The sequence below is a fragment of the uncultured Ferrimonas sp. genome, assembly GCF_947489035.1.
Classification (GTDB): Bacteria; Pseudomonadota; Gammaproteobacteria; order Enterobacterales; family Shewanellaceae; genus Ferrimonas.
The window spans coordinates 1-13,292 of sequence record NZ_CANLCI010000018.1 but is presented as its reverse complement, the minus strand read 5'-3'; the positions used below and the strand labels follow the sequence as shown (position 1 = coordinate 13,292).

Annotated in this window: 13 protein-coding genes and 2 tRNA genes; 8 read left to right on the top strand and 7 right to left on the bottom strand. The window is 54.0% G+C overall.

Features of this window, described 5'->3' with window-relative positions; genetic code table 11:
- Nucleotides 1–103: 103 nt before the first annotated feature.
- A complete protein-coding gene (locus Q0796_RS11865) occupies nucleotides 104–484 on the top strand; it encodes a DUF3622 domain-containing protein (RefSeq protein ID WP_298443372.1) in 381 nt (126 codons plus the stop codon).
- A gap of 85 nt (nucleotides 485–569) precedes the next feature.
- Here the strand turns inward: Q0796_RS11865 and Q0796_RS11860 are convergent, their stop codons facing one another.
- The 5 genes from Q0796_RS11860 to yejK form a co-directional block, all read right to left on the bottom strand.
- Nucleotides 570–1,358, bottom strand: a complete 789-nt coding sequence (locus Q0796_RS11860; RefSeq protein ID WP_298443370.1) for a M48 family metallopeptidase — start codon at nucleotides 1,356–1,358, stop codon at nucleotides 570–572.
- Nucleotides 1,351–1,800, bottom strand: a complete 450-nt coding sequence (locus Q0796_RS11855) for a YbjQ family protein (RefSeq protein WP_298443367.1) — start codon at nucleotides 1,798–1,800, stop codon at nucleotides 1,351–1,353. Before Q0796_RS11855 ends, Q0796_RS11860 begins: the two co-directional genes overlap by 8 nt.
- Nucleotides 1,801–1,805: 5 nt before the next feature.
- The gene (locus Q0796_RS11850) at nucleotides 1,806–2,129 is read right to left on the bottom strand and encodes a YbjQ family protein (protein WP_298443365.1); all 324 of its coding nucleotides are present in this window, start codon (nucleotides 2,127–2,129) and stop codon (nucleotides 1,806–1,808) included.
- A gap of 154 nt (nucleotides 2,130–2,283) precedes the next feature.
- Nucleotides 2,284–3,630: a YjiH family protein gene (locus Q0796_RS11845; RefSeq protein ID WP_298443361.1), complete on the bottom strand. Its 1,347-nt coding sequence runs from the start codon at nucleotides 3,628–3,630 to the stop codon at nucleotides 2,284–2,286.
- A gap of 239 nt (nucleotides 3,631–3,869) precedes the next feature.
- On the bottom strand, nucleotides 3,870–4,919 hold the full coding sequence (gene yejK / locus Q0796_RS11840) for a nucleoid-associated protein YejK (RefSeq protein WP_298443359.1): 1,050 nt from the start codon (nucleotides 4,917–4,919) through the stop codon (nucleotides 3,870–3,872).
- A 75-nt stretch (nucleotides 4,920–4,994) separates the two neighbouring features.
- Between yejK and Q0796_RS11835 the strand changes: the two genes are divergently transcribed.
- The 4 genes from Q0796_RS11835 (at nucleotide 4,995) to Q0796_RS11820 (ending at nucleotide 8,087) form a co-directional block, all read left to right on the top strand.
- Nucleotides 4,995–5,222, top strand: coding sequence for a DUF1414 domain-containing protein (locus tag Q0796_RS11835; protein WP_298443356.1), 228 nt, complete (start codon nucleotides 4,995–4,997; stop codon nucleotides 5,220–5,222).
- A gap of 78 nt (nucleotides 5,223–5,300) precedes the next feature.
- Complete coding sequence (locus Q0796_RS11830; RefSeq protein ID WP_298443353.1) at nucleotides 5,301–7,094, top strand: DUF3413 domain-containing protein; 1,794 nt, start codon at nucleotides 5,301–5,303, stop codon at nucleotides 7,092–7,094.
- Nucleotides 7,095–7,178: 84 nt separating this feature from the next.
- Nucleotides 7,179–7,255 (top strand) — tRNA-Pro (locus tag Q0796_RS11825).
- Between the two features lie 331 nt (nucleotides 7,256–7,586).
- Entirely contained in the window at nucleotides 7,587–8,087 is a 501-nt protein-coding gene (locus Q0796_RS11820; protein ID WP_298443351.1) for a DUF1097 domain-containing protein, read from the top strand.
- A gap of 6 nt (nucleotides 8,088–8,093) precedes the next feature.
- On the opposite strand, the gene Q0796_RS11815 is transcribed toward Q0796_RS11820, so the two are convergent.
- Complete coding sequence (locus Q0796_RS11815) at nucleotides 8,094–8,963, bottom strand: LysR family transcriptional regulator (protein ID WP_298443348.1); 870 nt, start codon at nucleotides 8,961–8,963, stop codon at nucleotides 8,094–8,096.
- Nucleotides 8,964–9,060: 97 nt separating this feature from the next.
- On the opposite strand from Q0796_RS11815, the gene Q0796_RS11810 reads away from it, so the two are divergent.
- The 3 genes from Q0796_RS11810 to Q0796_RS11800 all read left to right on the top strand — a co-directional run bounded on the left by Q0796_RS11810 (nucleotide 9,061) and on the right by Q0796_RS11800 (nucleotide 12,873).
- Nucleotides 9,061–10,074 carry an NADH:flavin oxidoreductase gene (locus Q0796_RS11810; protein ID WP_298443345.1) on the top strand — a complete coding sequence of 338 codons (1,014 nt, stop codon included), beginning with the start codon at nucleotides 9,061–9,063 and terminating at the stop codon, nucleotides 10,072–10,074.
- 105 nt (nucleotides 10,075–10,179) lie between these two features.
- The gene (locus Q0796_RS11805) at nucleotides 10,180–12,489 is read left to right on the top strand and encodes a penicillin acylase family protein (RefSeq protein ID WP_298443342.1); all 2,310 of its coding nucleotides are present in this window, start codon (nucleotides 10,180–10,182) and stop codon (nucleotides 12,487–12,489) included.
- Nucleotides 12,490–12,549: 60 nt separating this feature from the next.
- Nucleotides 12,550–12,873, top strand: a complete 324-nt coding sequence (locus Q0796_RS11800; protein ID WP_298443339.1) for a hypothetical protein — start codon at nucleotides 12,550–12,552, stop codon at nucleotides 12,871–12,873.
- Nucleotides 12,874–12,983: 110 nt separating this feature from the next.
- On the opposite strand, the gene Q0796_RS11795 is transcribed toward Q0796_RS11800, so the two are convergent.
- Nucleotides 12,984–13,071 (bottom strand) — tRNA-Ser (locus Q0796_RS11795).
- Nucleotides 13,072–13,292: the final 221 nt, after the last annotated feature.

Sequence of the window (13,292 nt, the reverse complement as noted above, 5' to 3'; positions counted from 1 at the left end):
CATAATAATCTTAGCGGCGTATACTGTGCGCCCCGGTTCTCAGCGCGGTTTGCGCCGACGCTGCCGGAGACTCTGAAATTAGATCACCTAGGAACCTGTCACCATGGCTCAAAGCAAAAAATTCGCACTTCAGGTAGAACAAACTGAAGACAAGTGGACTGCAAAAATCATCCGCAAAGTATCCAACCGCAAGACCATGGTGTCTAAGAAGAAAGGCCGTTTTGCCACCGAAGCGGAAGCACAGGCATGGGGCGAACAGATGCTGGTTGAGTTCCAACAAAACCAAGCAACTCGTAACGAACGCCACGGTCAAGCTCGTATCGAGCGTCAAGCCATTGCTGAGCGTCAAGCTGAAAAAGCCGAGCAGAAAGCCGCTGAGAAGCGTGCCCAACGTGAAGCGGAACGCGCTGAAGCCGGTGAAGACGTTGATCTGGAAGAGATCGATGACGAGTTTGATTTCAGCGATTTTGACGGTGAAGAGTAAGCCTTACGCTTGCTTTTTGTGCTAAATTGCTAAAAAAACCAGCCTGATGGCTGGTTTTTTTGTGGCTGCGATAATCCCGGCTCGGTTACTGAGCATCAATGGTGAAATTCAGGTAATCCGCCGCCAATGGCGTCACCGTGCCCGTTGCCGAGTGCGCCATTATCCCTTGGCGGCGTACACCGCTGGCTGGGTGACTGCTTAACCACTGTGGGGTGCTGCTGGTTAACACTTCAAACAGTGCTGCGGCCCCCTCAGTATGGCCGTAGTAACGTTGCAGCATCCGCACCGCCAACTCATCGGCTTGCGCTTCATCTTCGCGGCTGAAAGCCAAGCGGCTCATCTCAGTCGTAGACTGAAACACCATGCCAGCGCCATCACCAAGGGCTGCCAAAATGGCACCAACACCCACCGCTTTGGTCAACGTTTTTACCACATGGCGCTGGCGTACATGGGCGATCTCGTGGGCCAACACCAGCGCTAAGGCATTCTCGTTTGGCAACGCTTCCAGTAATCCTCGATGGATCACTATCTCGCCACCCAATCCGGCAAACGCATTCGGTTCCGCGTTATCCAACACCGTAACGGTAATCGAGATTGGATCGGGCAGAGGATCCTGCTGCAGCAGCCGTTCGGTCAGTTGCTCTACTTTGCGCTGTGCTGGGGTGGCTTGGCGCTGCTCGCTCCACTTCAGCGCAAATGGCTGCTCCCAACTAAAGGGCACATGCTGGCCAAAGTAATTCACCGCCTGACTTAAGATCAGCAACAGCGCCAACAGCATCAAGGTCACTGCTGCCAGCAAGGTAAAAAACTCGGGCAATGGCGAGCCCGCTTGATGGTTATTTTCTGGCGGTTGTCGATTGACGTAGTTACTCATCGGGGATCACCGCCGTGCCGTAGGCGTATATCTCAACCGAGACGTTGTTGCCGCCCTCCCCTTGGCCGATGGCCGAGGTTTCAAGCCGCAGATTGAATACCGCGCGCGCCCCTTGACGCTCTGCCTCTTGTTTCATCCGTACTATTGATTGCCGCCGGGCTCGCTCCAATAACGATTCGTACGACGTGACGTTACCGCCAACAATATTGCGTAATGTGGCGATCAAGGTTTTAAAGTAATCCACCGCGATCACCGCATTGCCGCCAACCAACGCCACTTGGCAAGGTTGGAATTGTGGGGGGATCACTTTGGTATTAAAGATCAACATGGACTGCAGCCGCGTTTCTTCTTGCCGTAAGCGCTTGAAGTGACGCGCCTCGGCACGACGGCCAAACACAAACCCCAGTAATAACAGCACCACAACCGTTGCGAGACTGGCCATAACGGTTACTCCACCACAACCGCAGTGCCATAAGCCAGCAGCTCTGCCGCGCCACTGGTGACCGACGAGGTCGAAAAACGCACGTTGATGACCGCATTCGCGCCAATGGCTTGCGCTTGTTCCACCATCCGCCGGATCGCTTCATCACGCGACTCTTGCAGCAACTCGGTATAGCCTTGCAGCTCGCCGCCGACGATGTTCTTTAACCCCGCCATCAAATCACGGCCAACGTGCTTGGCTCGCACCGTATTGCCCTGCACCAGCCCAAGGTGAGTGGTGATGGTTTTCCCAGGAATGGTTTCGATGTTGGTCAGAATTACGCTTTCCATAGCAACGCCCTAATAGTATTTACGATGTTTACCCTAACACCCTATTTAGGTTCTGCCCCAGCCATATTCGTGCGCTATTAACCTCCAGATACAATAAAGCCGAGCACAGGGCTCGGCTTTATCAATGCAGGTTACTGCCGTGGTGGCACCGTTATCAGAAGATAAGGTGGGCGACACCGGCAATCACTGGCAGCGAAACCAAGGTACGCAGCAAGAAGATCACAAACAGCTCAAAGGCATTTACTGGAATTTTAGACCCCAACAGCAGCGCGCCAATTTCAGACATAAAGATCAACTGAGTAACCGACAGCGCCGCAATCACAAACTTGGTCATGTCGTTATCAATGCCCGCGGCGATAATGGATGGGATAAACATATCCGCAAAGCCCACCACCATAGTTTCAGAAGCTTCTTTCGCAAAGGGGATCTGCAGCAGCTCCAGCAGTGGCACAAAAGGCATCCCCAACCACGCAAACAATGGAGTGTACTCCGCCACAATCAAGCCCATGGTGCCAATGGCCATCACCACTGGTAGCACCCCAAACACCATATCAAAGGCGTTCTTTACGCTAACCAGCAAAACGCTGCCTAAGCTGTCGATTTTGGCCGCCGTGTTAAGGGCATTTTGGTAACCAAACGCCAATACCGATTGGCCTTCTGGTACCACTTCGGCGTCTTCCGTGCGCTCGGTGCCATCAATCAGCAGATCTTTTTTGTTCGACAGTGGCGGCAAACGCGGCACAATCAGCGCGACCACAAAACCAGCCAAACAGACGGTTAGGTAAAACGGCACAAACATCGAATCTAAGCCTACCTGAGCGATCACCACCAAGCTGAAGCTGATGGATACCGCTGAGAAGGTGGTGCCGATCACCGCCGCTTCGCGCTGGGTGTAGCATTTCTCTTCATACTGCTTGGAAGACATCAGCACCCCAACGGAGCCGTCGCCCAACCAAGAGGCCAAACAGTTCACCGCCGAGCGCCCTGGCAGGCCAAACAGCGGACGCATCACTTTGGTAAATAACGAGCCGATCAGTTCCAGCAAGCCAAAGTGCGTCAGCAGCGGCAGCAACATGCCAGCAAAGATAAATACCGCAAACAGCGTTGGCATCAGTTCGGTAAACACGAACGCGCCGGTGGTTTCCCCGGCAATGAATTCAGGGCCAGTGCTGGTCATCACCATCAACACAAAGATGGCGCCCAATAAGCGGATAGAAAACCACACCCAAGATGGGTTCAGCAAAGAGTTAAGAAAGTTGTTTTGCAGCACCGCTTGCGGGCGCAGCAATTTGGTGACGATGCTTGCCAGTGCCGACAGCACTAACGCACTGGCGACAACCAAACCAATCTGATCGCCAATCAAGCCCAGCAAGAAGTCTTTCAGTACCGCGATTGGGATGGTGATGCCGTCGGTGTGTGGTACCGGCGTCATGAAAAGGAATACACCCATCAATGATGGGATCAGGAACATCAATACGTTCCGCAGCGAGTTGTTTTGCATAATATCTGGTGACCCGTAGTTCGAGTAAACCCCCTGATTATTGTACTTCTTTGGGGGTATTTCTTTTTCTATGCATTTTTATGCATTGAAATCGTCAGTGGGCCTGTATCCTACCGCTCCCCTCTGCGTTTGAAAAGCCTCGGCCACCACCAGTTAAGTGACCGAGATCACAGCCTCAAATGCAATATTCATGGGTTTTTATGCACTGCAGCCACTACTGCATAAATTGTGCTTAAAGCTTACTCGCTTTTGCCGCCGGTACGGCGCATCAGCTGATCAAGCAAGTTAGGTGGCACGCCTTGAATAGTTATGGTGTCGCGAGCCGGATCCCATTGCACTCGTTCGCCTAAATGTTGAGCATCAAAGCTAAGCGACACGCCACCACCGGTGCCGGCAAACTTTTTCAACTGCCGCAACGTGCTTTGATCCGCAGGAAACTCTTCCGCCAAATCGTAGCTGCCATCGGACGTGAACTGATGGAAGCTCTCGAGTCCTTTATCGGCTAATTCGTCGGCGATGTCGGTCAGTTGTACGTTGTCGCCGGTGGCGATCTGGCTTTTGCAGTAATCGAACACCGCATCGCGGCAATCTTGTTGCTCCGACTTATCCAGCTCGGCATCGCCAACGTAATCTTCTACCGCTTGCATCAAGGCGCGGTTTTGCTTCTTGGCGTCGATGCCTTCAATGCAGCCCATAAAGTCCAAAAAGAAATCGGCAATCTTGCGGCCAGCACGGCCTTTAACAAAAGAGAGGTACTTCTTCGAGGTGGGATCGGCTTTCCATTCGGTCAAATCGATGCGGGCGGTTAGTTGCATGTTGGACAGATCCAAGTGCTCCATGCCGTGCAGATCCATCTCGGCAGACACCGCAACCGACGGCTTCGCCGACATCAACGCCACAAACAGGTAGTTGTTAGCGATGTAGCTATAGTTGGCTAACAGCAGGTAGCCGCCGGTGGCAAAGTCGTACTTAGAAAGCTCTTTACCCAGTAAGTTACCCGCGGCCGCAGTGAACTCGACAAACCCAAGCTCTCCGGCTTGCCACTGGCTTAAGGACTGCTCAAATTCTTCATTGGCTTCCCCTGCTGGGCTACCATCTTCATTAACGGGTACCCCAAAGTGGCCGTAGCCTTTGCCCGCTTTCGCGGTATAAAGCCGATGCAGTTCTGCTATCAGATCGTCCGCAGCCAAAGACTGCTTCAGTGGCTGCGAGCGTAAACGGCACTCTAGTTGACCGTCGTTCCCTTGGTTGACGGTGTGGATGATGGCTTGTTCAATTTTAATACTCATGGCTGTGGCATTAGTCGTTGGCAACAAAAGCCGCTATTATATGCCGCCCTTTTTACAACATCACAGGAAAACTCAATGGCGATCGTATCTAAATACAGCAATCAACAAGTGGAAGCCCTGCTGTCGGATCTGCTGGCAGTGATGGAAAAACACCAAACCCCAACGGATCTGGCGCTGATGTCGTTAGGCAACGCCGCCACCGTTATCATCAACAGCAAAATTGCTCCGGCCAACCGCGCCGTATTGGCAGACCAGTTTGCGCAAGCGCTGAAAGCCTCTATCGATAGCCGTGACGACGCCTAAACAATTGAATTTACTCGCTGGATAACCACAGATATTCGCCGTAGGATAAGCCTAACTTACTAGGCATGAAGCCCAAGAATGCAATTCAACGACCACACTAAAGACAACGTGTCTCCCCTGGTACTGTGGGGACACTGGTTTACCTTCATCAATATGTTGTTGGCGATGCTTATCGCCAGCCGTTTTTTGTATGTGCAAGGCTGGCCAGACACGCTGTTGGCGCAGGTCTATATGGTGATCAACTGGATTGGTCACTTTGCCTTCTTAGGGTTTGCCGGCTATCTGTTTGCTCTGTTTCCAGTAACGCTACTGCTGCCCTTTTCCCACATCTTGCGTGGGCTTGGGGCCGTTGTTGCCACCGTAGGATTAACCCTGCTGGCGTTTGACGCTGAAATTTTTGACCACTACCGATTGCACCTCAATCCATTTGTGTTTGATGTGGCCAGCTCCGACATCAGTGCCTTGTTGCAATCGCCATTTTTGGCGGTGGTGCCGGTGGCACTACTGGCACTGCAGCTGGTGATAGCCAATGGCTTGTGGAAGCGATTAGCGCGTGTGCGCCGCCGCCGCATGGGCAGCAAAGTGGTGGTGGTACTGGTGAGCTGCTTTGTCGGTTCTCACCTGATCCATATCTGGGCCGATGCCACTGGCTATCAGCCGATCACGGCCCAAGATGACATCTTTCCACTGCACTACCCTGCCACTGCCCGTGGCTTTATTGCCAAGCAGGGCATTTTAGAAGTGGATGAAATTGGTGCCGTCAGCGATCAAACTCCGCCGACCCACCAACTGAATTACCCCATTAGTCCGTTGCAATGCGGCCCAAGTGCCCGCCCCGACGTACTGATGATCACCATTGATGGCTGGCGTGCCGACATGGTGAATACGGCAACCATGCCGTACCTGATGGCGCTCTCCAAGCGCAGCCACTGGTTTGAACGCCACAGCGCCGCCAGTAACCAGTTCAACCAAGGGATCTACAACCTGCTATACGGCATGTTGCCATCCTACCGCCAGCCACTGGGGCGGGATCGAGCCGCGCCCGTACTGAGCACCGAATTAACCCGCGCCGGTTACCAGCTAAATGCCTTTGGATTAAAACAAGTGAAACCCGGCCTTGGCACCGATGTCTGGTTGCAGGATTTCAATCAAATTGAAACCCCAGTTGATGAAGTGGTGGCCGAGCAAGACATCGCCATTACCGCCCAAGTGATCGGCCAAATCCGCCAGCGTGATCGCGCCCAGTTTAATCTGGTGAGCTTATCCGCCAGTGCCTATTACAGCACTCCGGTTGGGGTGGTCGGGATCCCGACCGTACGCGCCGATACGTCGTTAAACCATGCCCAACAGGTGTTGTTTAATCAGTACCGACAATCCCTGCATTTCTTGGATGGGCAGATCCAGCGTTTAGTGCAGGCCGCTGGCGACGACACGGTGCTCATCATTACTGGCACTAATGGCCATGTGTTCACCACCGATCTGACCGACGACAGTGGCAATAACTTCAGCCGAGGAGCCACCGAGGTACCGCTGCTGATCCGCTGGAATGGCCAGAGCCCACGCACCATCAATCACCCCACCAGCCATTACGGTTTGGTGCCAACATTGATGACGCAGCTGTTGCAGTGCACCACCCCAAGCCGCGACTACAGCTTTGGCACCGATCTGTACCAACCGGCACCGCAGCCCTACTTAGTGATGGGCAACGCCCGTCAGTTTGCGGTACGCACCAACCGTGGCGTAACCGTGATCAACAACAGCGGCAGCTACCGCGTTTACGATTTTGATTACCGCCGCCAACGCGACGCCAAACTCGACGTACCAACGTTGTTGAAGATGATGGAAGAAGGCAAACGCTTCCGCGCCCAGTAATGGCAGCAATTGGCTAAACATCAATCAGTTAGTTGTTTTCTCTATTGCATTTTAACGGCCGCTAAGTAACATTAGCTGGGTAGTCGGCCAGTAGCGCAGCCAGGTAGCGCACCGTCATGGGGTGTCGGGGGTCGGAGGTTCAAATCCTCTCTGGCCGACCACTACACATTCTCGAAAGCCCGCAAGCTATTTAGGTTTGCGGGCTTTTTCGTTATCTGCTTTCGCAACTCAGCGCGAAAGCCCGAAAAACCAACCAAGAATCCCCCTCTTCGGTCAGCTGGGCGGATCACAGCACGCTTTTCACGTTAACCAACATCGACTTGTTAGCAAACTACGGCCAACACCAGCAAAGCGTGATCTTAATCACAGCCGGTCCCAGTTTCTCCAGCCGCTTGTGTAATCGAGTTACCAATGTGTGATCTGCTTCGCCTTAACTTGGGCGGGATTTGGGTAGATTCCTACCTTGTTTGATTTTCATGGTGACACCAACTCATGTCCGTATTGGTTGCTATTTCCCTTACTACTGGCCTGCTCTCTGCTTTTTGGGGCTGGCTCTCTATCGCGTTCGGCTTACTGACTTGGGCGGGCTTCCTTGGCTGCACCACCTACTTTGCTTCCCCCAAAGATGGCCCTAAGGGCTTGGCGCTGAGCATGCTAGCCAACGTAAGCGGCGTGTTTTGGGGCATGGTGGCCATTCAGCTTTCCACCATCGCCAACATCGAGATCGTCGGTTACATCATTACAGGTGTGATCTCGATGCTTATGTGCCTGCAGGCAAAGAAAGAGTGGTTAAGCTACATTCCCGGCACCTTTATTGGTTGCTGCGCCACCTTTGCCTCCAACGGCAACTGGCAGCTGGTGATCCCATCGTTGGTAGTGGGCGTTGGCATGGGTTATTTGATGAAAACCTCTGGCTTGTACCTGCACGCTAAGCTCAACAAAAAAACCCAAGCCAAAGACGCAAACCACAGCGATGCCCAAAACGCGGCCTAATTTGCTTTAGCCCCTATCTTCTGCCATCACTGCCGCTAACCAGTGCCGCCGCAACGGTTGCTGGGCACACAGCCACGTGGTTTGAATGCAATGATAGGGGCAGCCTTCGGTGTTGATCACCGCTAACTCTCGCTCTGCCAACAGGTAGTCTGGCACATACGCCAGCCAATGGCCGCTGTCGACCAACGCCATCAATGCCGCTAACGAATCCACCCTCGCACCGATCTGCCGCCCAAACACCTCATCATGCCAACCATCACGGCTTAAGGTGCTGCCGGTATCGCCGTAAATCGGTTGAGACGGCACCACAAACGGGTACTGCAACACCTTATCGATATGATGCTGCAGCCCCTGTTGCACCAAGGGGTGATCGGCACTGGCCACCACCCGAAACTCCGTGGTCAGCAAGCGTTTGGCGTGCACATTGACCGAGGGCGCAGCCTCGGTGCTGCTCACCAACGCCAAATCCACCTGATTGTGCAGCAAGCGCCCTAGCCCTTGATCGTGCATGGTTTCTAACGTGAGTTCACCATAACGCTGCTGCAGCGGCGCTATCACCTCCTGCAGATGCCGCGCCAGTAACATTGGCGCCCCGCTGATCCGCAGATGCAATCGCTTCGGTTGCCCCAACTCGGTTTCAATCTGCTGCTGTAACGCCAACAGTTGATCAGCGCGACTTAACAGGTGCCGCCCGGCATCGGTCAACTGCCAGCGTCCCTGCCCACGAACAAACAGCTCGGTTTGGTAGTGTTGCTCTACCCGTTTAATCGCTTTTGATAAGGTACCAGCTTGGCAACCCAACGCATCGGCGGCTTGGCGCAAACCACTGTGGCCAGCGGTATCAACGAAGATCTGCAGATCATTCAGCTTTAGCATGTTTCCCTTTTGGAATCTGTTATTGCCATTTTGTTTCTTATTATATGGAGGAACGGCGATATACTCACTGCCAATTCGCGTCTATCAGGGAACACCGATGTCAGAGCTTCGCTTCACGCCGTTATCACTGGCCAGTGGCCACCGCCTACGTAACCGCCTAGTGGTGCCACCAATGGCCTCGCAAACCGCCGATCGTCATGGCCTTGCCACGACTAAAACGATCAGCCACTATCAAAATTTGGCTGGTTCTGGTGCTGGCTTGGTGATGGTGGAATACAGCCACGTTAGTCTAAACGGGCGCAGCGAGCCCAACCAGCTTGGCGCCCACAGCGATGAGTGCCTCAGCGGCTTAACTGCCATTGCAACCGCCTTACACAAGGCTGGTACTCTGACCGGCTTGCAATTAACCCATTGCGGTGGCAAAGGCAGCCGTGACATCTGTGGCGACATGATGGGGCCATCGGGGATCACGGTGCCCGCCTACGATCGTCAGCTTGAGCAACCCCGCGCCATGACACTCGACGACATTGACCAATGGCGCAATGATTTTATCGCCGCAGCGGATCGCGCCGCCAAAGCAGGCTTCGATCTGGTTGAGATCCACTGTGCCCACGGTTATGGCCTCAACCAGTGGTTATCGCCGCTCACTAACCAACGGGAAGATGACTACGGCAGCAGCCTCGCAAACCGTTGTCGATTACTGCTGGAGATCATCAGCGCAATCCATCAACGCCAACCGCAGCTGGGGCTGATGGTGCGGATCCCAGGCCAAGATCTTTACCCCGAAGGATTAACCCAAGCAGACATGAAGCAGGTGGCACAGTGGCTGGTGGATGCCGGAGTGGCACTGGTTGATGTCTCCTCTGGCATTGGTGGCTGGAACAGACCCAAATCCCGCCGCGGGGAAGGTTATTTGGTGGCGGAAGCTCAAGCCTTATGCGGCGCAATTGGCGCACCAGTGATCGGCGTTGGTGGCATCGAATCGGTGTCCTTTATTGAAGCAGCACTGCGTGATAAACAGCTGGATTTGGCCGCTGTGGGCCGTGCCATTTTGCGTGATCCCGCCGCGTTTAACGCCGTAGTGATGCAGCCTGAAACCTGTTTGGCTTAAAATTAAAACCAAACAACAGCGACTTAGGCCTTTTACTCCAGCAAGGCAAGTGTTATGAATAAATACACAATTCATTAACACTGCGGCCTGCCAACAGGCCAAGCTATGATCCTAAGTCGCATAATAAAAATTACCATCGCGTCTTCCCTTCTGCTCGCCACCGTGGTCGCTGCCATTGCAGCCTTACAACTGTGGCGCAGCAAGCCGGTCTATCAAGGGCTGGAGCAATTGCCATCGCTGTCCGCGAAGATCGCCATCGAATTTGACCAATACGGCGTACCATCACTGCAAGCTCAGTCCGACAACGACGCCATCATGGCGCTGGGTTGGCTGCACGCCAAAGAGCGCCTATTCCAGATGGATCTGTTGCGTCGCGTCGGCAAAGGCGAATTGGCCGCCCTGTTTGGTGAGCCCGCGGTTGATACCGACAAACTGTTTCGCGCCCTTGGCATGCGCCAGTGGAGCCAGCAGCAAGCCATCGCCTTGGCGGATTCGGATCCAAAACTGCAACAGTGGGTAGCCGCCTACGTCAGCGGCATCAACCACGCCATCGCCACCCTGCCGTGGCCACTGGAATATCAGTTACTGGGCAGCAAGCCGCAAACGTTTGCCCCTGTCGATGTGTTCGCCACCCTCAGCTACATGGCGCACAGCTTTACCAGCGCCTTCAAGCAAGATCCACTGATGACCGAACTGCATCAACTGCTGTCGCAGCCTTACCTGCATGCATTAGAGGGGCACTGGGCCAACGAAGAAGCGGATAACATTGATTTGATCAGTCAGCGTTGGCACCAGCTGGATTTAGATCCGCTGTTGCCGATGGGACAGATGCAGGGCTCGAACGGTTGGGTATTAAGCGCCGAACGCAGCACCACCGGTGCCCCCCTGTTTGCCAACGATCCCCACATCAGTTATTCCACCCCACAGGTATGGTATGAAGCGCAGATCCACACCCCTACGCGCAGCCTCTATGGTCATTATCTGCCGGGCTTGCCGCTGCCGCTGCTGGGGCAAACCCCGCAGCGCACCTGGGGGCTAACCATGCTGTTGAACGACGACGCCGATCTGTATCAACTGCGGACTGGCGACAACCATTACCTGCTGGACGACACCATCCAACCGATGCAATTAGTGGATGAAACCATCGACATCGCCGGCACGGATTCACTGCATTACCAACGCCAAGTCACCCAATTTGGGCCGCGAGTCGATCGGGCGCTAAAGCTGGATCAACCCACTGCCCTGTACTGGACCTTCACCCAAGCGGGCAACCAACCGCTGCAGGGGCTGTTTGAGCTGCTGAACGCCGCCGATTTAGCGCAAACCGAACGCAGCTTACGCAAGATCTGGTCTCCTGGGGTTAATCTGTTGTACGCCGACGACCAAGGCAATATCGCCAAGTGGGCGGTGGCGCACTATTTGAAGCGCGCCGAGGGGATCAGCGGCGCCATGATCATCGACGGTGCCAGCAGCGCGAACTTGCCCCAAGGTTTTTACCCTTTTGAAGATAACCCTAAGCAGATAAACCCAGAATCTGGGCTGATTTTTTCCGCCAACCACCCCTACTCAGCCCCGCTGCAACAACCGGAGCAATCCGGCTATTACGCCCCGAAATTTCGGCCCCAGTGGTTAGAGCAACAGTTGAATAGCCGCGAGCGCTGGAGCGTAGAACAGCTGAAGCAGCTGCAGAACGACAGCCGCAACCTGCGCGTAATGCGGTTGCGTCCTTTGTTACTGAATGCCGTCACGAACGAACAATCCCACGCGCTGCAGTCGCTGAAACAGTGGGATGGCAGTTATCGCGGCGATCACGTTGGCCCGGCGATTTTCGAGGCGTTCTACGCCAATCTGCTGCAAGAGATATTTGCCGATGAACTGGGGCCACAACGCTTTGATAGCTTAGTGCGGCAAGGGTTGATCGATAAGATGCTGTATCAAGTGTTGGAGCAACCCACGTCGCCGTGGTGGGACAACCTCAACCAGTATTCCGCCCAGAGCCAGCAAGACACCATTCGTCGCGCTTGGCGCACCACCGTTGATCAATTGGGCAGCGATTTGCCCCAGTGGCAGCAAACCGCCAGCAGTCGCCATCGCCACGCGTTAGGCACCAATGCCCTGTTACAAAAGTTATTTGAAGGGCCATCGTTGCCCGTGCACGGTTCCAAACGAGCCATCAACAACATCTCTTATCGTTATCAGGGGGAGCAGCGCCAAGCGACCTTTGGCCCATCCACTCGGCGGATCATCGACATGGCAACGCCTACGGTTGCCAATGTGATCAGCCCCTTGGGGCAAAGTGGCGTACGCAGTTCCGAACATTTTGCCGATCAGGCTGAAGCCTATCAGCAAGGAAAATATCGCCAGGTCAACATCGCAAAACCGATTAGGCCAAACTTAATTTTGTCGCCTAATTAACTGATCCTCTGCCCCAAGTTTCGGCTACTATCGGCATAGGTAGTTACCCTTGGGGCAGTTATGGCCAAGAAAGATAAAGACAATAAAAAAGCCGCCAAACTTCTGCTAAAAGCAGTGAAGAAACAGCTCGAAAAGCAGTTAAAGCAAGGCGTTGATCTGACCGAGTTCGATAAGAGCCAATGCGAACAGCTGGCCAGTGATTTTGTGGCTGGGCTCAACCAAGCTCCGGCCGAGCCTACCCGCCACCATTTTCCCCATCACGGCATCGTGTTAACCAAGCCGTGGAAAGGCAAGCCCTGCAAAAACTGTCCCGCCCTTGATGGCCATTTGTGCAAATGCGCGTTGAAACAAGCGAAGCGAGTACGACTGGGGTTAGAACGCTAACCGGTGTATCAAGCTAAGATCAGCCCTCATCGCGGTTTGCGGTTCGGCCAAGAGAAAAGCCAGACAACGAAAAACGCCCCACACTTGCGTGCGGGGCGTTGTTCTTAATATGGCGGTCAGGGAGAGATTCGAACTCTCGATACGTTGCCGTATACACACTTTCCAGGCGTGCTCCTTCAGCCACTCGGACACCTGACCTTGTTGTTTGTGTTTAACGAGTCGTCACTCGGGTCAAACCTTTGCGTAGGCTGAAGAACCACGCTAGGCGTGCTTAATACCACTGTTGCTTCGCAACGGCAGCCATTCAAACACCTGACCTTGTTGTTTGTGTTTAACGAGTCATCACTCGGGTCAAACCTTTGCGTAGGCTGAAGAACCACGCTAGGCGTGCTTAATACCACTGTTGCTTCGCAACGGCA

What these genes read in the sequence shown, in the direction of transcription:
- yejK (WP_298443359.1), bottom strand. Translation starts at nt 4,919, where the DNA reads ATGAGTATTAAAATTGAACAAGCCATCATCCACACCGTCAACCAAGGG.
- Q0796_RS11845 (WP_298443361.1), bottom strand. Translation starts at nt 3,630, where the DNA reads ATGCAAAACAACTCGCTGCGGAACGTATTGATGTTCCTGATCCCATCA.
- Q0796_RS11810 (WP_298443345.1), top strand. Translation starts at nt 9,061, where the DNA reads ATGTCAGAGCTTCGCTTCACGCCGTTATCACTGGCCAGTGGCCACCGC.
- Q0796_RS11835 (WP_298443356.1), top strand. Translation starts at nt 4,995, where the DNA reads ATGGCGATCGTATCTAAATACAGCAATCAACAAGTGGAAGCCCTGCTG.
- Q0796_RS11850 (WP_298443365.1), bottom strand. Translation starts at nt 2,129, where the DNA reads ATGGAAAGCGTAATTCTGACCAACATCGAAACCATTCCTGGGAAAACC.
- Q0796_RS11815 (WP_298443348.1), bottom strand. Translation starts at nt 8,963, where the DNA reads ATGCTAAAGCTGAATGATCTGCAGATCTTCGTTGATACCGCTGGCCAC.
- Q0796_RS11865 (WP_298443372.1), top strand. Translation starts at nt 104, where the DNA reads ATGGCTCAAAGCAAAAAATTCGCACTTCAGGTAGAACAAACTGAAGAC.
- Q0796_RS11855 (WP_298443367.1), bottom strand. Translation starts at nt 1,800, where the DNA reads ATGGCCAGTCTCGCAACGGTTGTGGTGCTGTTATTACTGGGGTTTGTG.
- Q0796_RS11820 (WP_298443351.1), top strand. Translation starts at nt 7,587, where the DNA reads ATGTCCGTATTGGTTGCTATTTCCCTTACTACTGGCCTGCTCTCTGCT.
- Q0796_RS11860 (WP_298443370.1), bottom strand. Translation starts at nt 1,358, where the DNA reads ATGAGTAACTACGTCAATCGACAACCGCCAGAAAATAACCATCAAGCG.
- Q0796_RS11830 (WP_298443353.1), top strand. Translation starts at nt 5,301, where the DNA reads ATGCAATTCAACGACCACACTAAAGACAACGTGTCTCCCCTGGTACTG.
- Q0796_RS11800 (WP_298443339.1), top strand. Translation starts at nt 12,550, where the DNA reads ATGGCCAAGAAAGATAAAGACAATAAAAAAGCCGCCAAACTTCTGCTA.
- Q0796_RS11805 (WP_298443342.1), top strand. Translation starts at nt 10,180, where the DNA reads ATGATCCTAAGTCGCATAATAAAAATTACCATCGCGTCTTCCCTTCTG.